The organism is Streptomyces sp. M2CJ-2, assembly GCF_016757295.1.
Classification (GTDB): domain Bacteria; phylum Actinomycetota; class Actinomycetes; order Streptomycetales; family Streptomycetaceae; genus Streptomyces.
This window is the reverse complement of the sequence record NZ_JAESIF010000003.1, coordinates 118,227-136,416: the sequence shown is the minus strand read 5'-3', so window position 1 is coordinate 136,416 and position 18,190 is coordinate 118,227. Positions and strand designations below refer to the sequence as shown.

General features: G+C 69.0%; 18 protein-coding genes, 3 tRNA genes and 1 pseudogene. 7 read left to right on the top strand and 15 right to left on the bottom strand.

What is annotated here, in order from left to right; translation table 11 throughout:
• Positions 1–99 precede the first annotated feature (99 nt).
• Positions 100–172: transfer RNA gene (locus JL475_RS04945), tRNA-Trp, on the bottom strand.
• 270 nt (positions 173–442) lie between these two features.
• Here JL475_RS04945 and JL475_RS04940 point away from each other — a divergent pair.
• Together JL475_RS04940 and JL475_RS04935 are read left to right on the top strand one after the other, a co-directional pair.
• Positions 443–1,669 (top strand): pyridoxal phosphate-dependent aminotransferase, encoded by a 1,227-nt coding sequence (locus tag JL475_RS04940; protein ID WP_202275702.1) that lies wholly within the window; start codon positions 443–445, stop codon positions 1,667–1,669.
• 172 nt (positions 1,670–1,841) lie between these two features.
• Positions 1,842–2,909 (top strand): adenosine deaminase, encoded by a 1,068-nt coding sequence (locus JL475_RS04935; RefSeq protein WP_202275700.1) that lies wholly within the window; start codon positions 1,842–1,844, stop codon positions 2,907–2,909.
• Between the two features lie 12 nt (positions 2,910–2,921).
• Here the strand turns inward: JL475_RS04935 and JL475_RS04930 are convergent, their stop codons facing one another.
• The 9 genes from JL475_RS04930 to JL475_RS04890 form a co-directional block, all read right to left on the bottom strand.
• Entirely contained in the window at positions 2,922–3,977 is a 1,056-nt protein-coding gene (locus JL475_RS04930) for a UDP-N-acetylmuramate dehydrogenase (RefSeq protein WP_202275698.1), read from the bottom strand.
• 72 nt (positions 3,978–4,049) lie between these two features.
• Entirely contained in the window at positions 4,050–4,430 is a 381-nt protein-coding gene (locus tag JL475_RS04925) for a DUF3291 domain-containing protein (protein ID WP_202275696.1), read from the bottom strand.
• A 62-nt stretch (positions 4,431–4,492) separates the two neighbouring features.
• Positions 4,493–5,935 (bottom strand): MFS transporter, encoded by a 1,443-nt coding sequence (locus JL475_RS04920; protein WP_202275694.1) that lies wholly within the window; start codon positions 5,933–5,935, stop codon positions 4,493–4,495.
• 99 nt (positions 5,936–6,034) lie between these two features.
• Positions 6,035–6,604, bottom strand: a complete 570-nt coding sequence (locus tag JL475_RS04915; protein WP_202275693.1) for a TetR/AcrR family transcriptional regulator — start codon at positions 6,602–6,604, stop codon at positions 6,035–6,037.
• A gap of 150 nt (positions 6,605–6,754) precedes the next feature.
• Positions 6,755–7,189, bottom strand: a complete 435-nt coding sequence (locus JL475_RS04910) for a MaoC family dehydratase (protein ID WP_202275958.1) — start codon at positions 7,187–7,189, stop codon at positions 6,755–6,757.
• 8 nt (positions 7,190–7,197) lie between these two features.
• Positions 7,198–7,650, bottom strand: coding sequence for a MaoC family dehydratase N-terminal domain-containing protein (locus JL475_RS04905; protein WP_202275692.1), 453 nt, complete (start codon positions 7,648–7,650; stop codon positions 7,198–7,200).
• A 129-nt stretch (positions 7,651–7,779) separates the two neighbouring features.
• Positions 7,780–7,944, bottom strand: coding sequence for a 50S ribosomal protein L33 (rpmG, locus tag JL475_RS04900; protein WP_003948671.1), 165 nt, complete (start codon positions 7,942–7,944; stop codon positions 7,780–7,782).
• Positions 7,945–8,031: 87 nt separating this feature from the next.
• Positions 8,032–8,104: transfer RNA gene (locus JL475_RS04895), tRNA-Met, on the bottom strand.
• A gap of 46 nt (positions 8,105–8,150) precedes the next feature.
• Positions 8,151–8,223 (bottom strand) — tRNA-Thr (locus JL475_RS04890).
• 240 nt (positions 8,224–8,463) lie between these two features.
• On the opposite strand from JL475_RS04890, the gene JL475_RS04885 reads away from it, so the two are divergent.
• A complete protein-coding gene (locus JL475_RS04885; RefSeq protein ID WP_202275691.1) occupies positions 8,464–9,750 on the top strand; it encodes an amidohydrolase family protein in 1,287 nt (428 codons plus the stop codon).
• Positions 9,751–9,865: 115 nt separating this feature from the next.
• Positions 9,866–10,522, top strand: coding sequence for an NAD(P)H-binding protein (locus tag JL475_RS04880; protein ID WP_202275690.1), 657 nt, complete (start codon positions 9,866–9,868; stop codon positions 10,520–10,522).
• Positions 10,523–10,568: 46 nt separating this feature from the next.
• Here JL475_RS04880 and JL475_RS39790 read toward each other — a convergent pair whose 3' ends face one another.
• From JL475_RS39790 to JL475_RS04870, 3 genes and pseudogenes are all read right to left on the bottom strand, one after another.
• Positions 10,569–10,781: a hypothetical protein gene (locus JL475_RS39790; RefSeq protein ID WP_237406226.1), complete on the bottom strand. Its 213-nt coding sequence runs from the start codon at positions 10,779–10,781 to the stop codon at positions 10,569–10,571.
• Positions 10,782–10,947: 166 nt separating this feature from the next.
• Positions 10,948–11,418, bottom strand: coding sequence for a hypothetical protein (locus tag JL475_RS04875; protein WP_202275689.1), 471 nt, complete (start codon positions 11,416–11,418; stop codon positions 10,948–10,950).
• Positions 11,415–12,667 (bottom strand): annotated as a pseudogene (locus JL475_RS04870) (IS256 family transposase). The gene JL475_RS04875 and the pseudogene JL475_RS04870 overlap by 4 nt, the downstream one beginning before the upstream one ends.
• 260 nt (positions 12,668–12,927) lie before the next feature.
• Between JL475_RS04870 and JL475_RS04865 the strand changes: the two are divergent.
• The gene (locus JL475_RS04865) at positions 12,928–13,356 is read left to right on the top strand and encodes a hypothetical protein (protein WP_202275688.1); all 429 of its coding nucleotides are present in this window, start codon (positions 12,928–12,930) and stop codon (positions 13,354–13,356) included.
• Positions 13,357–13,657: 301 nt separating this feature from the next.
• Here the strand turns inward: JL475_RS04865 and JL475_RS04860 are convergent, their stop codons facing one another.
• Complete coding sequence (locus JL475_RS04860; protein ID WP_202275687.1) at positions 13,658–14,023, bottom strand: hypothetical protein; 366 nt, start codon at positions 14,021–14,023, stop codon at positions 13,658–13,660.
• Between the two features lie 387 nt (positions 14,024–14,410).
• On the opposite strand from JL475_RS04860, the gene JL475_RS04855 reads away from it, so the two are divergent.
• Together JL475_RS04855 and JL475_RS04850 are read left to right on the top strand one after the other, a co-directional pair.
• Positions 14,411–15,490 (top strand): DUF3578 domain-containing protein, encoded by a 1,080-nt coding sequence (locus tag JL475_RS04855; protein ID WP_202275686.1) that lies wholly within the window; start codon positions 14,411–14,413, stop codon positions 15,488–15,490.
• Between the two features lie 436 nt (positions 15,491–15,926).
• Positions 15,927–16,682 (top strand): hypothetical protein, encoded by a 756-nt coding sequence (locus tag JL475_RS04850; protein WP_202275685.1) that lies wholly within the window; start codon positions 15,927–15,929, stop codon positions 16,680–16,682.
• 925 nt (positions 16,683–17,607) lie between these two features.
• On the opposite strand, the gene JL475_RS41675 is transcribed toward JL475_RS04850, so the two are convergent.
• Positions 17,608–18,153 carry a GIY-YIG nuclease family protein gene (locus JL475_RS41675; RefSeq protein WP_202275683.1) on the bottom strand — a complete coding sequence of 182 codons (546 nt, stop codon included), beginning with the start codon at positions 18,151–18,153 and terminating at the stop codon, positions 17,608–17,610.
• Between the last annotated feature and the right edge of the window lie 37 nt (positions 18,154–18,190).

Here is an 18,190-nt window from a genome sequence, read left to right as displayed (position 1 = left end):
CCTGATTCCGGGTCGTGGCCGTGCCGCGCCCGGTATGAGCCGCACGGCGATGCATTGCTGTACGTACATGCGTACACATCCTGGCTGAGGTGTGTGCAGCAGGGCCGGAGGGACTCGAACCCCCAACCGCTGGTTTTGGAGACCAGTGCTCTACCAATTGAGCTACGACCCTTTGTGTGTCCCCCAACGTACCGCATTCACACGGATGCTTGGTGTGCACCCGGCGAGCGCGGCCGGAGAAGGCCAACGAGGTGTGAGTGTACGTGTTCCGAGGCCGGGCGTCGAACAGAAAGCGCCCGTGACGGGTCTTCCGATGCAAGATCGTCCAGGCCGCGGGGCTCCGGAAGAACGGATACGGACTGGTGTTCAACGGTTTGCCGGTACCTGTTCAGTCTGTGAAACCCTCATGCCGGACGGGTTTCCTGTCTGGAACGATGGGTCCATGAGCGCTGCAACCCCTCCCACCGAGCGCCGGGTCTCCGCCCGGATCGGTGCGATCTCCGAGTCCGCCACCCTCGCCGTGGACGCCAAGGCCAAGGCCCTCAAGGCCGCCGGGCGTCCGGTGATCGGCTTCGGCGCCGGTGAACCCGACTTCCCGACCCCGGACTACATCGTCGACGCCGCGATCGAGGCGTGCAGGAACCCGAAGTACCACCGGTACACGCCGGCCGGCGGGCTGCCCGAGCTGAAGGCCGCGATCGCCGCGAAGACGCTGCGCGACTCCGGCTACGAGGTGGACCCCGCCCAGGTTCTCGTCACCAACGGCGGCAAGCAGGCCATCTACGAGGCCTTCGCCGCGATCCTCGACCCGGGCGACGAGGTCATCGTCCCGGCGCCGTACTGGACGACGTACCCGGAGTCGATCCGGCTGGCCGGCGGTGTCCCGGTCGAGGTCGTCGCCGACGAGACGACCGGCTACCGGGTCAGCGTGGAGCAGCTGGAGGCCGCGCGGACGGAGAAGACCAAGGTCGTCCTGTTCGTCTCCCCCTCGAACCCGACCGGCGCGGTCTACAGCGCCGAGGACGCCGAGGCGATCGGCCGCTGGGCGGTCGAGCACGGGCTGTGGGTGCTGACCGACGAGATCTACGAGCACCTGGTCTACGGCGACGCCACCTTCACCTCGCTGCCCGCCCTCCTGCCCGAGCTGCGGGACAAGTGCATCGTGGTCAACGGCGTCGCCAAGACGTACGCGATGACCGGCTGGCGGGTCGGCTGGATCGTCGGCCCGAAGGACGTCGTGAAGGCGGCGACCAACCTGCAGTCCCACGCCACGTCGAACGTGTCGAACGTCGCCCAGGTGGCGGCGCTGGCCGCGGTCTCCGGCTCCCTGGACGCGGTCGCCACGATGCGTGAGGCCTTCGACCGCCGGCGCCGGACCATCGTGCGGATGCTCAACGAGATCGACGGCGTGGTCTGCCCGGAGCCCGAAGGCGCGTTCTACGCCTACCCGTCGGTGAAGGCCCTGATCGGCAAGGAGATCCGGGGCAAGCGGCCGCAGAACTCCGTCGAACTGGCCGCGCTCATCCTGGAGGAGGCCGAGGTCGCGGTCGTACCCGGCGAGGCCTTCGGCACCCCGGGGTACCTGCGACTGTCCTACGCGCTGGGCGACGAGGACCTGGTGGAGGGCGTGAGCCGACTCCAGAAGCTGCTGGCGGAGGCGCGGGACTGAACCCACGCACCGTGAGTGCCCGGCGGGCCGCCTCCCCTCGCGGGAGGCGGCCCGCTTCCGTTTCCCTCGTGCTCCTTGGCCCCCCTCATGCCCCCTCGGGCTGACGTGCGAGCAAGACCACGTTCAGGGAAAGCGCTACCGGGGCTGCCGGGACGTGCGGCACGATCCAGGGATGGAACGTGTACGTGATGTCTCCCTGCTGCCGAAAGCCCATCTGCACCTGCACTTCACCGGGTCGATGCGGCCCGCCACCGTGCTGGAGCTGGCCGACAAGTACGGCGTGCGCCTCCCCGAGACGCTGACCGACGCGCTGACCAGCGGGGAACCGCCGAGTCTGCGGGCCACGGACGAGCGGGGCTGGTTCCGGTTCCAGCGGCTGTACGACGCCGCCCGGTCCTGTCTGAGGGAGCCGGAGGACATCCACCGGCTGGTGCTGGAGGCGGCGGAGGAGGACCTGAAGGACGGCTCGGGCTGGCTGGAGATCCAGGTGGACCCCACCTCGTACGCACCGCGGCTGGGCGGGCTGATCCCGGCGCTGGAGATCATCCTGGACGCGGTGGACGTGGCGCGGCGGGACACCGGGCTCGGGATCAGGGTGCTGGTCGCGGCGAACCGGATGAAGCACCACCTGGACGCGCGCACGCTGGCCCGGCTGGCGGTGCGGTACGCCGACCGGGGGGTCGTCGGGTTCGGCCTGTCCAACGACGAGCGGCGCGGAATGGCCCGGGACTTCGACCGGGCGTTCGCCATCGCGCGCGAGGGCGGGCTGCTGTCGGCGCCGCACGGGGGTGAGCTGACCGGGCCCGCGTCCGTGCGGGACTGCCTGGACGACCTGGAGGCCGACCGGATCGGGCACGGGGTGCGGGCGGCGGAGGACCCGCGACTGGTGCAGCGGCTCGCGGACCGGCAGGTGACGTGCGAGGTGTGCCCGGCGTCGAATGTGGCGCTGGGGGTGTACGAGAAGCCGGGGGACGTGCCGCTGCGGCGGCTGTTCGAGGCGGGCGTGCCGCTCGCGCTGGGGGCGGACGACCCGTTGCTGTTCGGCTCGCGGCTGGCGGCGCAGTACGAGATCGCGCGCCGGTACCACGGGTTCACGGACGCGGAGCTGGCGGAGCTGGCACGGCAGTCGGTGCGGGGGTCGGTGGCGCCGGAGGACGTCAAGGCGGAGCTGCTGGCGGGGATCGACGCGTGGCTGGTGGGGCCGGGGACCGAAGCCCCCGACAGTGGGGCCGGGGGCTGAGGACGTCGGCGGTCAGAGGGTGACGCCCACGGTCACCGGCTCGTTGGTGAGGGTGATGCCGAAGGTCCGGTGCACGCCGGCCACGACCTCGCGGGCGAGGGCCAGGAGGTCCTCGGTGGTCGCGTGGCCGCGGTTGGTGAGGGCGAGGGTGTGCTTGGTGGAGATGCGGGCCGGGCCGTCGCCGTAGCCCTTGGTGAAGCCGGCCTTGTCGATCAGCCAGGCGGCGGAGGTCTTGGTGCGGCCCTCGCCCGCGGGGTACGCGGGGGGTTCCGTGTCGGGGCCGAGGAGCTGCCGCGCCCGGGTCCGGAAGGCCGTGAACTCCGCGGTGGTCAGGATGGGGTTGGTGAAGAAGGAGCCGGCCGACCAGGTGTCGTGGTCCTCGGGGTCCAGGACCATGCCCTTGCCCGCGCGGAGCCCCAGCACCGTCTCGCGGGCCGCGGCCAGGGGGACGCGGTCGCCCTGTTCCACGCCGAGGGCGCGGGCCGTCTCGGCGTACTTGACGGGGCCGGAGAGGCCGCCGGCGTCCTCCAGCTCGAAGCGGACCCGCAGGACGACGTACCGCTCGGGGTCGGCCTTGAAACGGCTGTGGCGGTAGGAGAAGGCGCACTCCTCGTTGGCCAGGGTGACCGTCTCACCGGTGGTGCGGTCGTAGGCGACCACCTCGGTGATCGTGGAGGAGACCTCCTGGCCGTACGCGCCGACGTTCTGGATCGGGGTCGCGCCCGCCGAGCCGGGGATGCCGGCCAGGCATTCGATGCCGGCCAGACCGGCCTCCACGGTGCGGGCGACGGCGTCGGTCCACACCTCGCCCGCCGCCAGTTCCAGGTGGGTGCCGTCGAGGGTGACGCCCTTGGTGGCGATGACGAGCGCGGTGCCGTCGAAGCCCTTGTCGCCGACGACCAGGTTCGAGCCGCCGCCGATGAGCAGCAGGGGCGTGCCGTCGGCGTCGGCCTGGCGGACGACGGCGATCACCTCGTCGTCGGTCGTCGCGGTGACCAGCCTGGTCGCGGGTCCGCCCAGGCGGAACGTGGTCAGCGGGGCGAGGGGGGCGTCGTGGAGTTCCAGCACGGGCTCAAGACTAAGGCCCCCGCCGGGACGGGCCGGCGGGGGCGGTACGCGCGCGTGCCTTCACGCGCGCCTTCAGGAGAGGCGGCGCCGCACCTCGGTCCAGTCGGCGGGGAGGTCCTCGCTCTTCGCGGTCCAGCCGACGAACTCGGCGTCGCGCATCTGCGCGGCGAGCCCTCGGGCGGTCGGCCCGTGCGGGCCGGTACGGGCGAACTCGCCGAGGGCCTTCTTGGACTCCCAGGCGGACAGGGTCCAGAAGGTCCGTCGCAGCGGCTCCGCCTTCAAAGAGGCTCCGTACGCGCCGGGAGCCCTGCTGACCTGCCGCCACACGCCGGGCGTCCTGACGAGGAAGCGCAGGGCTCCCCAGAGGGTGCGGGTCTCGAAGCGGGAGGCGAAGACGTGCACTTCGGTGTGGGGCGGCGGGGTGTTCGGGACGGTCCAGGGGAGGGTGGGCATGACCGGGTCCTTCCGTGGTGGGAGTGGGCGCGTGTGCGCGGGCGGGTGGCGCTTCGAGGCGTTCAGGAGACCGTTTCCAGCGCCGTCTCCGGCGTCGGAGCGGCCGAGGGCGGACGGGGGGCGGCGGGCCTGCGGCCCGGTATGAACAGGGTCGCGATGCCCGCGAGGGCGACTGCCGCGGCGCCGGTGACCAGCGCCGGCCGCATGCCGTCGACGAAGGCCTGGCCGGACTCGTAGCCGCCCCGGGCCGCGAAGATCGACGCCATGATCGCGATGCCGAGTGCGCCGCCCACCTCGCGCAGGGCGTTGTTGGTTCCGGAGGCGATGCCCTGCTCCTTCGGGCGGACGCCGGACATCACCAGGTGGGAGGCCGGGGCGAAGTACAGCGCCATGCCGATGCCGCTGAGGACCAGGGCGGGCAGCTGGGCCGCGTAGGAGGCGTCGGCCGTCGCCACCACCGCGAGGTGGGCGAGGCCGAGTGCCTGCAGGAACAGGCCCGTGGCGACGACCGGGCGGCCACCGAAGCGGTCGGAGAGGAGTCCGGCGATCGGGGCGACGAGCATCGGCATGCCGGTCCAGGGCAGCATCCGCAGGCCCGCCTCGGTGGGCGAGTAGCCGAGTACGCCCTGCATGTACTGGGTGAGCAGGAAGATCGAGCCGAACATGCCGAGGAACATCAGCAGGCTCGCCGCGTTGATGCCGGAGAAGGCGCGGGAGCGGAACAGCCGCATCGGCAGCATGGGGTTCTTGGCCCGGATGCTGTAGCGGACGAAGCCGACGAGCAGCGCCGTCCCGGTGAACAGGCCGGTCAGGACGACGGTGCCGGTCCAGCCGTCGACGGGCCCGCGGACCAGGCCGTAGACGATGCCGAAGAGTCCGCCGCCGGCGAGCAGGGTGCCGGGCAGGTCGAGCGGGGCTCCGGTTCCGTGGGACTCGGCGAGGCGCAGGCGGGCCAGCGGGATGAGGACCAGGCCGAGCGGGACGTTCAGCCAGAAGATCCACTGCCAGGAGATGTGCTCGGTGAGGCTGCCGCCGACCAGCGGCCCCGAGGCCACGGCGAGGCCGTTCACGGCACCCCAGATGCCGTACGCCATGCCGCGCCGGGCTTCGGGCACGGCCGCCGTGAGCAGCGTGAGGGTGAGGGGCATCATGACCGCGGCGCCGGCGCCCTGCACCGCGCGGGCGGCGATCAGGGAGTCGATGCCGGGTGCCATGGCCGCCGCGGCGGAGGCCGCGGTGAAGACGGTGATTCCGGCGATGAAGAGCCGGCGGCGGCCGAAGCGGTCACCGAGGGCCGCGCCGAACATCAGCAGGGCGGCGAAGGTGAGCGTGTAGGCGCTCACGGTCCATTCCAGGTCGTGCAGGGCGCCGCCCAGGTCCTTGCGGATGGAGGGCAGTGCGGTGGTGACGACGAGGTTGTCGAGGGCCGCCATGAAGCCGGCGACGCTGGTGATGACGAGGGCCCAGACGGCCGGCCCGCCGCGTGCGGTGGTCTGTTGTGTCATCTGTGTCATCGCTCCCCCAGGAGATGATGTTGTTAGTTATTGATGACTAACTTTCACGTTCATGAAGAAGGGCGCCGCCATCCGCCCTTCTTCCCTCCGCTACCGTTCCGGCGTGCCCTTGAGCCGCGCCGACAGGTCGAGCCCTTCCCAGACCCGATGCCCGGCCGGGAACCCCATGGCGGCCAGGCAGTTGATGAGCATGCCGTGGGCCATGAAGTCCGTCGTCTCGTGGACGTCGGCCCCCAGCGCGAGGTGGACGACGTCCCACAGCCGCAGCCAGTCGGCACGGACCGTCGCGCCGAACTCGTGGTCGCCCTCCTGCTCGGCGGCCGCCACCGCGAGGTACATCTGCATCTGCATCATCAGCAGCTCGGGGCGCTCCGCGATGGTCCGCGTGTAGGCGCTCGCCATGGCGCGCAGGGCCTCCTCGCCCTCCAGCCCCTCGGAAGCCTCCGTGAACATGCGGATGGTGTCCGCCGCGCAGCGTTCCGCCGCCGCCAGGAAGATGGCCTTCTTCCCCGGGAAGAGCCGGAAGAGGTAAGGCTGCGAGACGCCGACCCGCTTGGCGATCGCCTCGGTCGACGTGCCGTGGTAGCCGCCGCGGGCGAATTCGGCGCTCGCCGCGCGGACGACGCTCTCGCGCCGCTCCTCCGCACTCATCCTGACCATGCAGCGAAGTTAGTACTCAATCACTAACCACGTCAAGGGGTGAAGCTCGGCCGGAGGAACCGGAACCACGGACCCCATGGCACCGGGCGCCTCGGGACGACGTGAGGGGCGCTCTCGCTGGAGAACGCCCCTCACGTCGGAGCCTGCGGATCAGGCGAGTCGTACGACCGCCCGGGACATCCCCAGCACCTTCTGCCCGGCGCTGGTCGCCGTGAGGTCGACACGGACCGTGCGCTCGTGGTCGTCGAGCTTGACCGCGACCTTGCCGCTGACCTCGATGGTGGCTCCCTGCCCGTCGTCGGGGACCACGACCGGCTTGGTGAAGCGAACGCCGTACTCGACGACCGCGCCCGGGTCGCCCACCCAGTCGGTGACCACGCGGATCGCCTCGGCCATGGTGAACATGCCGTGCCCGATCACGTCGGGCAGGCCGACCTCCTTGGCGAACTTCTCGTTCCAGTGAATGGGGTTGAAGTCGCCGGAGGCACCCGCGTACTGGACGAGGGTGGCCCGGGTCACGGGGAACGTCTGCGCGGGCAGCTCGGTGCCGACCTCGACGTCGGCGTAGGAGATCTTCGCCGTCATGATGCTGCTCACGCCTCCTCGGCGGCACGGGCCACCAGCTTGGTCCAGGCGGTCACGACGTGCTCGCCGGCCTCGTCGTGCACCTCGCCGCGGATGTCCAGGATGTCGTTGCCCGCCATCGACTTGATCGCCTCGATGGTCGAGGTGACGGTGAGCCGGTCTCCGGCGCGCACCGGGCGGCGGTAGGCGAACTTCTGGTCGCCGTGCACCACCCTGCTGTAGTCCAGACCGAGCCGGGGATCGGCGACGACCTCGCCGGCGGCCTTGAAAGTGATGGCGAACACAAAGGTCGGCGGGGCGATCACATCGGGGTGGCCGAGCGCCTTGGCGGCTTCCGCGTCCGTGTACGCCGGGTTGGCGTCCCCCACCGCTTCGGCGAACTCGCGGATCTTCTCCCGGCCCACCTCATAGGGATCGGTGGGCGGGTAGCTCCGCCCCACGAAGGACTGGTCGAGCGCCATGCGCGCGGCACCTCCTGTGTCTGGTCCGGCCCTGTCGGCCTGAATCCGGTACGGCCACGACGGGCCGGTGAGCAGAACGACGCGAGGCCGCCCCCTGACAACGGGGACGGCCTCGCGTACGAGCCTGATTTATCGCGTTTCGCGGTGCGCGGTGTGCGCATTGCAACGCGGGCAGTGCTTCTTCATCTCAAGACGGTCCGGGTTGTTACGCCGGTTCTTCTTGGTGATGTAGTTCCGCTCCTTGCACTCCACGCAGGCCAGCGTGATCTTCGGGCGGACGTCGGTGGCAGCCACGTGAGTGCTCCTTGACGAACGGATAGACGAATGAACACAGAAAGAGTAGCCGACCGAAGGACCGACCCCGCAATCGGCTACTGTGTGTAGCGGTGACCGGACTTGAACCGGTGACACAGCGATTATGAGCCGCTTGCTCTACCGACTGAGCTACACCGCTGCGATGCGGTCGGGCCCCGCCTCGCGGCGGGAACCTCACACACCAGAGCCCCAAAACGGAATCGAACCGTTGACCTTCTCCTTACCATGGAGACGCTCTGCCGACTGAGCTATTGGGGCGAGCGAGGAAGACATTACACGCTCCGCCGCCGTTCACCCAAATCCGTTTCGCGGCCCCTGCCCCACCCTGTGGCGCGCACTTCCCGCAAGCGAAGCCGTTCCCACCCGACCACGCCGGTACGACTATTGCGCTCCTCCCGGCGAGGGACGGGCCACCACCCTAGGCTCGACTCACTCTGCGTGATCTTCCCTCTGTGTGATCCTGCGACGACCGCGCGCAGTCCGAACCCCAGGAGCGCGATGCCCGACAGCCGGCCTCAGCTGCCGCCCCCCTCGTCGCCCTCGTCGCCCTCGTCTTCCTCTGGCCCGACCGACCCGGAGCCGCTCCTGTTGTGCGGCGCGCGGCTCACCGACGGCCGGACCGTGGACGTACGGCTGGGCGGCGGACGCATCGAGGCGGTCGGTACGGCCGGCAGCCTGACCGCGGACGGCACCCGCGGGGGCGGCACCCTGGTCGATCTCGCCGGCCATCTGCTCCTTCCGGCCCCTGCCGAGCCGCACAGCCACGCCGACACCGCCCTCTCCGCCGACGCCGACGGCCCCGTCTCCTACGACCCCCAGGACGTTCGGCGCCGGGCGACGGAAGCCGCACTGCTCCAGCTCGGGCACGGGGCGACGGCGCTGCGGGCACATGTGCGCGTGGACGACGTGACCGGGCTCGGCGCACTGACCGCCGTACTGCAGGTCGAACATGCGCTGCGCGGGCTGACCGAGCTGACGACGGCGGCGATGCCGCGCGTACTGACCGGGGCGGCCGGAGCGGACGGGCTCGCGATGCTGCGGGACGCGGTGAAGATGGGCGCGTCGGTGGTGGGCGGCTGTCCGGACGTCGATCCCGATCCCACGGGGTACGTGGAGGCGGTCCTGGAGGTCGCCGCCGAGCACGGCGTCCCCGTCGACCTGCACACCGACACCGCCGACCCCGCCCGCCTGGCCCGGCTCGCGGCGATGGCGGGCGGGCTGCGACCGGGAGTGACGCTCAGCCCGTGCGGCGGCCTCGGACGGCTGCCCGCCGAAGCGGCCTCACGGACCGCGGACCAACTGGCCGCGGCCGGGGTGACCGTGGTGTGCCTGCCGCAGGGCGGCTGCGGCAGCGTCGACCGCCGGGGCACGGCTCCCGTACGGCTGCTGCGCGCGGCGGGCGTGCGGGTGGTGGCCGGGAGCGGCGCCCTGCGGGACGTGTCGAACCCGGTCGGCCGAGGCGACCCTCTGGAGGCGGCGTACCTGCTGGCCTCCCGTCACGGGCTGTCCCCCGAGGACGCCTACGACGCGGTGAGCACCTCGGCACGGGCGGCCCTGGGGCTCCCCGAGGTACGGGTGGAGGCGGGCTTCCCCGCCGAACTCCTCGCGGTCCGCGGCGACCGGCTGCCGGCGGCTCTGTCACTGGCGTACAGCCGGATCGTGGTGCACCGGGGGCGCGTGGTGACCCGCACGAGCGCGGTACGCGAGTACTGCGGTTCGACGACGGCACCGCCCGCGGAGCCGGGACGGGGGCTGCCCCGGCAGGGACGTGGCGAGACGTCGTAGGTCCGTCGCGTTCGGCCCGTCGCGATCAGGACGCCGTCTTCAGGAGGTCGTGTTCAGGACGTCGTGTTCGGTAGGTCGCGGGCGGATGCGATCGTCACGGCGTACGGTCGAAGACATGCGCATTGTCATCGCTGGTGGTCATGGTCAGATCGCGCTGCGGCTGGAGCGGTTGCTCGCCGCGCGCGGGGACGAGGTGGCGGGCATCATCCGCAAGCCCGAACAGGCCGACGCGCTGCGGCAACTCGGCGCCGAACCGGTCGTACTCGACCTGGAGTCGGCATCGGTGGAGGAGGTCGCGGAGCAACTCCGGGGCGCGGACGCCGCGGTGTTCGCCGCGGGCGCCGGTCCGGGCAGCGGCGCGGCACGCAAGGAGACGGTGGACAAGGCCGCGGCGGTCCTCTTCGCCGACGCCGCGGTCCGTGCGGGCGTACGGCGGTTCGTGGTCGTCTCGTCCATGGGAGCGGACCCCGCCCACGAGGGGGACGAGGTCTTCGACGTGTACCAGCGCGCGAAGGGCGAGGCCGACGCGTACGTACGCGGCCTGGACTCCCTCGACTGGACGATCCTGCGCCCCGGCATGCTCACCGACGAAGCCGGCACCGGCCTGATCCGCCTGGAGGCCCACACCGGCCGCGGCCCGGTCCCCCGGGACGACGTGGCCGCCGTCCTGGCGGAACTGGTGGAGAACGCCGCGACGACGGGCCTGACCCTGGAACTGATCAGCGGGTCCGTGCCGGTCTCGGTGGCGGTGAAGTCGGTCGCGGGCAACTGAGCCACTCAGCCGCTGGAAGGCTTCCCGGGGCGGCTGGAACAGGCGGCTAGAACAAAGGCATCTGTCCCGGGAACCCCGGTACGACGTACCCGTCCAGCACGGGCTGCTCGGCACCGAACCCGGCATGTCGACGGGACCCCGCGCACGAGGTGAGCTCCCCGCTTCCCCGGGCGCCGGGCGGATCGTGGCGCGCGTACCGCCCGGCCACGACGGCGATCTCACGACGGCACTCGGGGCACTGCCTACGACGGGACGACATGGCGCCAGTGTCCCCCGCCCCTCGCCCCACAACACACCCCATAAGCCGAAGACCCCCTCCACACCGCGTTTCCGCAGTCCGGAGGGAGTCTCCCCTTGCGTGGCGGCGCCAGGATTCGAACCTGGGAGAGCAATAGTCAAGATCTGTGGATCGGTTGACTCGCGGCTCAGCGCGAGCGCTGCTGCTCGAGGGTGATCCTCGCGGTATTGCGGATCCGCTTGGTGCGCCCGCGCTCAGCGAGGATTTCGAGGGCGTCGGTGTTCGACGCAGCGGCCGCTTTGCGCTGGAGCCAGTCGGATGACTCGAGCAAGGCGTCCTGGTGCCAGAGCCGCCCCAGCGTGATGGCGCGGAGGAGGGACCACTCCCGAAGCCGTTGGGTCAGGAGCGGGGAGCGGATGGTGGCCTGGGTCATCGACTCGGTCCACGGTTCGTAGGCGGGTTTGTGATGGAGGTCGGTGGCCCGGCGGTCCAGGTGCCGCAGGACGGCGGACTGCGCCATCGTCTGGTCCGGATCGGTGAGGACTTCGCTGACCAGGCCGGCCTCGTCGGCGTCGGTCACCTGCTCCAGCTCGCTCAGGTAGGCCGCGAAGCGGAGGTGCTCGGCGGGCTCCTCCTGCGGAGTGTCGGGGTGGTTCACGCGGCCTGATCCTGCCGCTCGACCAGGATGCCGTTCTCGAACCTGGCGCCGGCGCGGACCAGTGCGACCAGGTGGGCCCCGGTGATCGCCCGCCAGCGGGTCTGGGCTGACTCGACGAGCTTGAACACCGTGGCCAGGGCGGCGGCCGCACTGCCGGCGCCGCGGGTGACCTTGGTCCGGAGTTCCACCGTGCTGAAGGTCGACTCGATCGGGTTGGTCGTGCGCAGGTGGACCCAGTGTTCGGCGGGGAAGTCGTAGAAGGTGAGGAGTTCGTCGACGTCATCGGTGACCTTCTTGGCGGCCTTGGGCCACTGCGCGCCGTAGGCGCGCTCGAAGTCCTTGATCGCCTTCTCGGCGTGATTGCGGTCCTCGGCGTTGTAGATCTCCTGCAGTGCCTTCTTCGCGCCGGGCTGGGCCGACTTCGGCAGGGCGTTGACCACGTTCCGGGTTTTGTGAACCCAGCACCTTTGGTGCCTGGCCTGCGGAAACACCTCTGCCAGTGCCCGCCACAGGCCCATCGCGCCGTCGCCGACGACGAGCTCGGGATCGCGCATGCCGCGACGTCGGCAGTCTCGCAGGAGGTCGGCCCAGGACTCGGTCGACTCGCGCAGGCCCTCGGCGAGCGCGATGAGTTCCTTGGTGCCGTCGGGGCGCACGCCCATGAGGACCAGGACGCAGGAACGGGCCTGGCCGAGGCGGACCTTGGGATGGACGCCGTCGGCCCACACGTACACGTAGTCGGATGCGGCCAGGTCCCGGTTCTGGAAGGCGGCGTGGTCGTCCTGCCACTGCTTGGTCAGCCGGGTCACGGTCGCCGGCGAGAGCCCGGCGGCCGAGCCGAGGAACTGTTCCATCGCGGGCACGAAGTCGCCGGAGGACAGGCCGCGCAGGTAGAGCAGGGGCAGGACCTCGCTGATCTTCGGGGACTTCCGGCACCAGGGGGGGCGAGGATCTTCGACGAGAACCGCTTGCGCTCGCCCGTTTCGGCGTCGATGCGCTTGTCGTTCACTCGCGGCGCCTTCACCGCGATCGGCCCGGCGGCGGTGGTCACCGTCCGTTCACGATGATGGCCGTTGCGGACCACCAGGCGGCGGCCGGCCTCGTCGCGCTGACCGGACAACTCAGCTATGTACTGGTTGACTTCGGCTTCCAGGGCCGCGGCGAGCATCCGCCAGGCACCCTCGCGGACGATGTCGTCCATCAGGGAGCCGCTCTGGGTGGTGCCGTCGTTGTTGACTACGCTGAGCACGGGCGTGCCTCCCGACCCGCGGGCCAACGCGAGCCTACTCGATGACCAGAAGTCGATCACTCGGGAAGGTACGCCCTCCGCGTTCCGCGAGGCACCCCTCCCCCTCTCTGTCAGCAGGTCGACAGACACGCCATAAGTGGCATGTACACTCCGCCAGCAGTGGCGGCGGCTCAGGAGCCCAGGGGGAGGTCACAGTGCAGACGAGTGACCGCGAACCTCAGCGGATCGGAGCGTGGCACGTTCTGTTGAACGTGGCTGCCATGCACTTGAGCGGCGCTTTGCTACTCATCGGCTTGTTCCAGATTCCAGCCGTGTCCATGGCAACGTACGGCCAGGTATTCGGCCTGATGGCCTGGTTCCTGATGTTCCATGTCGCCATCCAGATACCTGTCGGCATCCTTGCCTCTCGCTGGGCGGTTCGCGGTCAGGTACTCAGGGCTGGCTTGGTCGCGTTGGGATTGGCCACCTCAGTTACCTGGGCGCTCTACTGGTTCGCCGACCGAGATCCGTCGATGTGGGCCTTGTGGTGGCAGAGCTGGGGTTGTCTCTGCGTTTCCTTGAGTAGTTACGTGTGGCTATGTACCTTGCGCCGCTCCACTGTCCAACGGCTCACTGAACGATTCAAATGGCATCTCGGCACACTCGCCATGTGGGCTTTGTTGCGTCCACCACGGCGTGGTCCCCACTGATAGGCGAAGCGCCACGTCCTCTCGGATGTGCGCCGTGCCCCACTGGGCGAGGAGCGGTGGGCGACAGCGTGACGTGCAATCGGCGCCCTTAGGGCGGCGGGGGAGCCCTTGTCAAGACCGCTTGCAACGGCTGACACCAGCGGCTGACACCAACAAGCACGAACAGCAGCGGTCGGCTCCGGACCGCAGTGGACGATCGGCCGAGGCGCAGGCCCGGTTGACCGACGTCGAGGGTCCCCCGTGATCGACCTGATAAGGATGAGTTGCCGCTGGGCCGCCCACGGCGCCGTGCGGCCGAAGGTCACCGGGGAATTAGCTGCCCGGCTTCGGTGGGGACGAGCGTGAGGCGACCCAGCCACTCGCCGTCGTCTGGGTACTCCCAGTTGTCAGCATCTGCTAGCAAGGCAGGAAGGTCATGTCGCGGGATGGAAGGACCGGGCTGGAGTCCCGGCTCGCCATCGGGAGCGGTCCAGGGAACGAGCCGGGAGACTTCGATCCAGCCTCTGTCAATGAGAGGCAAAAGGATTGCGGCGAGATCGGTGGGACTGGCGGATGCCAGCGGCTCTTCCAGGTCTCCCCGAACGCCGGGCAGGATGTCGATCTCCGTCGCATTGGTCATGAATGCGCGCTCTGCTGACGACAGTTCGCCTGTTGCGGGATAGCTCACCGGGAGATCATCGCAGCTCCCGGCAGGGCGCCACCCACGTAATCAAGATCACGTTGTCGTGCCACGAGCGTGCCAGAACGAGCGGGGAACGGCGGGTATCGGCGGTGGGTGGAAACGAGAGCGGCCCCCGACCAGACTTGCTGGTCAGGGGCCGATACCCACTAGCGTGGCGGCGCCAGGATTCGAACCTGGGAAGGCTGAGCCGGCAGATTTACAGACCGCGCGTGTGATCCAAGCTGACCAGGCCAGAGGCCAGGTCGAAGCCGATCCTCCCCACGCTTACCCCACAGCGCACACCCACGACCTGCCCCGCAAGGATCCCACCTCGTCCACCGCGCCCATGGCACGAGGACCCCACTGTCAGTGCGACCACTTACCATCCTCGCCATGACGCTACGGGACTACTTGCACACGGTGGCCTCTACATACGACCGGACGGCCGGCACCGGGTCCCCGGCCGCGAAGCTGTTGAGGTCAGCCCCCTCGGTCTTCGAGCCCTACATTCCCGCGAGTTACACCATCAAGGGAAGCGCGGGAAACGGTGCGGGGGCGTTCTGCCCTTGGGTGTCGTTCTTCGATCCCGACGAGACGACCACTGCAACGCGTGGCATGTACCTCGTCTACCTCTTCGCGGAGGACATGAAGACGGTCTCACTCAGCTTGAACCAGGGTGTAACAGAGCTGCGCGAGACATTCGGGGCCCGGGAGGCAGAGAAGCGGCTCCGAGGTGAGGCCGCGGCCATCCGAGACGCGTTCCCGGGCAACATGGCCGGGGGGCTCGAGGATGTCATCGACCTTGGCGGGAGGTCTGGCCTGCCACGGGCCTACGAGGCCGGGAACATCCTGGCCCGCGTGTATGCGATCGACTCTCTACCGACCGAAGAGGTCCTAAAGGCTGATCTCCGCAGGATGATCCAGCTCTACCAGGACGCCTTGGTCTTGCGTGAGGACCTGCGAAGCACCACGAGGGAACTGATCACTACGATCAAGCCGAAGGTGATTGGCGACCAGGACCCACTCCTCTACTTCGCTCCGAAGAGCGATACCGAGTACGTTCAAAAGATCACAGCCCGCCTAATCAAGAAGAGCCGCAAGCACGAGACCCTGGTCAAGCGCTATGGAGCGTTCCTCGCCGACGCGGGGTTCACCGCCGGGACGAACGTTCACCCTCGCGACCTTGTCGCCAGGCGCGATGGTGATGACTGGCTCATCGAGGCCAAGGTAGTCCGACGCGGCAACGTCAGCCACGCCGTACGTGAGGCAATCGGTCAGCTTGCCACCTACGCCTTCCTGCTCTACCCCGCAGAGTCTCAGCCGCACCGCATGGCGCTATTCACCGAAGCCATCGGCGACGTGTACGTGCGCCTGCTCAGTCATCAGGGCATCGCGTCCGTCTGGCCCACTGAGGACGGCTGGGCTGGATCACCGGAGGCCGTTAACGCCGGCCTTGCTCAGAAGGAAGCGTAGACACTCCCATTTCGCGAGAGTTCATCTACTTCTGGCCGATCTACACGGGCCAGGCCATCCCGATCAACTCGTGGCGGTCGCGGATGTGGCTGGACACCTGGGTCTAGCTGGACAGACACGGCACGATGGTGCGGCAGACTGCCGCACCATCGTGGTCGTTAGTGGTCCTCGCCGGCCCCCCTCGGACGGCCCCAGGACGGCCCGGCCTAGCTCCCGACAGATTTAAAGACCTCGCGGCCGAAGGCGCCTGACCTCGCAAAATCACCGCCACGAGGCGCACAACCCCAGGCCTACCCAATGAAGCATGGGTGCGCCCACTGAGCATCGCGAGGGACAACGGGCTGAGTCGGCGGTCCTCGAGACAGGAATCCTGTCCACCTGACTTATCGCGCTAATTGCTGTGCGCTGCAACGCTGTGCCCGGCACCCTTGCCCCTATGACGAGGGTTGAGCAAGACAACACGCGGGCCACCGCTGGCCTAGAAGCATTGACAGAGCTGCTGGATTCGGGGGTGGCGGCCTTTACCCCTGCTTCGGAAGACCAGCGGCCGTTCCTAGTCGGATGGGGCCTGCTGGCAGCCCTCCACGGTCAGGCGTCCGCCGTGGTACTGCTTCATCGCAAGGGGTTCGGCCACGAGGCGGCCCCCAACCGTCGTTTGATGATTGAGTACATGGCGCAGATTCAATGGCTGGCGAGGGACGGAGGGGACGCCGTCGATTCTCTGAATAAGGCGTTCCAGCACACTCAGGACAAGCTACGCAAGGCGATCGACCAGGGCGGCATCTTCTCGTACGACGACGAGGTCGCTGCGTCGGCCGACGCAGTCGCGACGGCTGTCATCGCGCCCAACGCCGCCAACCAGTACGCGAACACCAGCAAGCTCCTGAACAGCCTGGCGACCAAGGGCCTGCTGGAAGTCTGGCTCAGTGAAACGCAGCTTTCGCACTCGGGGCTGACGGCCGCTCAGGCATTTCGTGATGACTCCGGCGAGGCGGTGCGACTGCTTGCACGGCCGGAGTATGGCAAGGCTCCCGACCCGAGCGAGCGTTCGCCACTCATGGCCTGCCTGCTGCTTCACCTCGGCATGCAGGCGTTCAACGACTTGATGGCGGGCCGGCCCTGGACTGCAGACCTTGACCGCATCGGGCGGGAGGTCGGGCTGATCGAGGACGAAGGCCCTCCTGGTTCCTGACGCGAGTCACCAAGTAGTTGCTGTGAAGCCGCCCCCAGTAGCGCCGTCTGACTGGCAGATTTACAGCGAGCTCCGCGCAGTGACGCTTCGGTTGTCCGGCGGGCAGGATTGGGCTAGAGGCAATGGCTGGCCGTGTCGGGCAGCCATCAGAATCGAGGGGGCGACGGTGGCGCACAACGGGACGCAGGAGACCCGCGAGAGGTGGGCGCAAGAGGCCTATTCGGTACTGGTCGGTGTGGCTCGCAGCTACCACGCGGTCATCACCTACAAGGAACTAGGAACGGAGGTTCAGGAGCGATCTGGCATCCACACCCGGGCTCCATTGCAGTACTGGATTGGCTCGGTCCTGGGGAAGGTGGTCCGCGAAGCCCACAGAAGAGGTGACCCGCCACTGACGGCTCTGGTCGTGCACAGTGACGACGGCATGGTGGGCGAGGGCTACAAGGAAGTTCTTGAGGTCGCGGGACAGCCACCAGTGCACGACGTGTTGGACCGAGAACGGCATGCCGCTGAGGCTCGGCTCGACTGCTACCGAAGATTCGGCGCAACTCTGCCTCCAGGCGGAGGGGTGCCCGCCCTCGCTCCCAGGTACCAAGCGACCATCGAGCGACGGCGCGCCCGGACTGCTGAGCCGCCGCCTGTATGCCGCGGCTGCTTCGTCCAGCTCCCGGCAACTGGCATCTGCGACTCCTGCAGCTAGGCGGCAAACTTACAGCGGGCTCCCCTCAACTCTCTCCCTGCGACTTCTCCATCACTTGATGGCCGCTGGGGCACACCTGGGGGAAAGCCCTCGAGAACACCGCTTTAGGAGTTCGATCGTTGCATGGGGCGACCTCCCCGAACAGGCCACCGTGGCGGCCCGGCACTTCAGCTGGAACTGTCGGTGTCCGCCCTAGCAGTGCTGGTGATGTCAGAGCCAGACTCTCTATTCGCTGATAGGCAGTGCTCTCGCCCGTTCGCGCGCTTTGGCACGCAGCTCCTTGAGACGGTCGTGGAAGCCGTTGTGCCGGTTCTGGTCGAGGTTCAGTGGTAGGTCGAGCTGGGAGATGAGTTCCGACTCCATCGTCCACGGTTCGTCGTGCTCCACCCAGCACACTTGGGCGTTGTCGGCCATCCACTGACTGAGTGTCGCTTCCCCGGCCTTGCCGAAGGTTAGGCGGATCCCGCTCCCTACGCGGCGTAGCTCCAGCCCCAGTAGGCAGCCGAGAGTGAGCCGAAGCGTTGATCCGGCTGCGTTGCCCCGGTAGTGGTAACGCACACGCTTCCGCAGGTTCTGTGTGCTGGTTCGGTTCGACATGTGGCGCGGAGCTATGCCGACGTAGAGAAGTCGTCTGGCGGCCAGAGCTGGGTGGGGCGACTGCTGAAAGTGCCACCCATAGACCCCGGCTGCGGCCGGCACGGGGCTTGGTTGCGGCAACACCTCCCGCGCCGACCACAACTGTTCAGGACGGGTGAGGGCGGTAGCGTCCATGGAACCTCCAGGGTCAAAGCGCAGGTTGCTCAGTGAT

Coding starts and splice junctions, on each gene's coding strand:
- JL475_RS04940 (WP_202275702.1), top strand. CDS start 443: ATGAGCGCTGCAACCCCTCCCACCGAGCGCCGGGTCTCCGCCCGGATC.
- JL475_RS04935 (WP_202275700.1), top strand. CDS start 1,842: ATGGAACGTGTACGTGATGTCTCCCTGCTGCCGAAAGCCCATCTGCAC.
- JL475_RS04925 (WP_202275696.1), bottom strand. CDS start 4,430: ATGCCCACCCTCCCCTGGACCGTCCCGAACACCCCGCCGCCCCACACC.
- JL475_RS04920 (WP_202275694.1), bottom strand. CDS start 5,935: ATGACACAACAGACCACCGCACGCGGCGGGCCGGCCGTCTGGGCCCTC.
- JL475_RS04915 (WP_202275693.1), bottom strand. CDS start 6,604: ATGGTCAGGATGAGTGCGGAGGAGCGGCGCGAGAGCGTCGTCCGCGCG.
- JL475_RS04910 (WP_202275958.1), bottom strand. CDS start 7,189: ATGACGGCGAAGATCTCCTACGCCGACGTCGAGGTCGGCACCGAGCTG.
- JL475_RS04905 (WP_202275692.1), bottom strand. CDS start 7,650: ATGGCGCTCGACCAGTCCTTCGTGGGGCGGAGCTACCCGCCCACCGAT.
- JL475_RS04885 (WP_202275691.1), top strand. CDS start 8,464: ATGCCCGACAGCCGGCCTCAGCTGCCGCCCCCCTCGTCGCCCTCGTCG.
- JL475_RS04880 (WP_202275690.1), top strand. CDS start 9,866: ATGCGCATTGTCATCGCTGGTGGTCATGGTCAGATCGCGCTGCGGCTG.
- JL475_RS39790 (WP_237406226.1), bottom strand. CDS start 10,781: ATGTCGTCCCGTCGTAGGCAGTGCCCCGAGTGCCGTCGTGAGATCGCC.
- JL475_RS04865 (WP_202275688.1), top strand. CDS start 12,928: ATGCACTTGAGCGGCGCTTTGCTACTCATCGGCTTGTTCCAGATTCCA.
- JL475_RS04855 (WP_202275686.1), top strand. CDS start 14,411: ATGACGCTACGGGACTACTTGCACACGGTGGCCTCTACATACGACCGG.
- JL475_RS04850 (WP_202275685.1), top strand. CDS start 15,927: ATGACGAGGGTTGAGCAAGACAACACGCGGGCCACCGCTGGCCTAGAA.
- JL475_RS41675 (WP_202275683.1), bottom strand. CDS start 18,153: ATGGACGCTACCGCCCTCACCCGTCCTGAACAGTTGTGGTCGGCGCGG.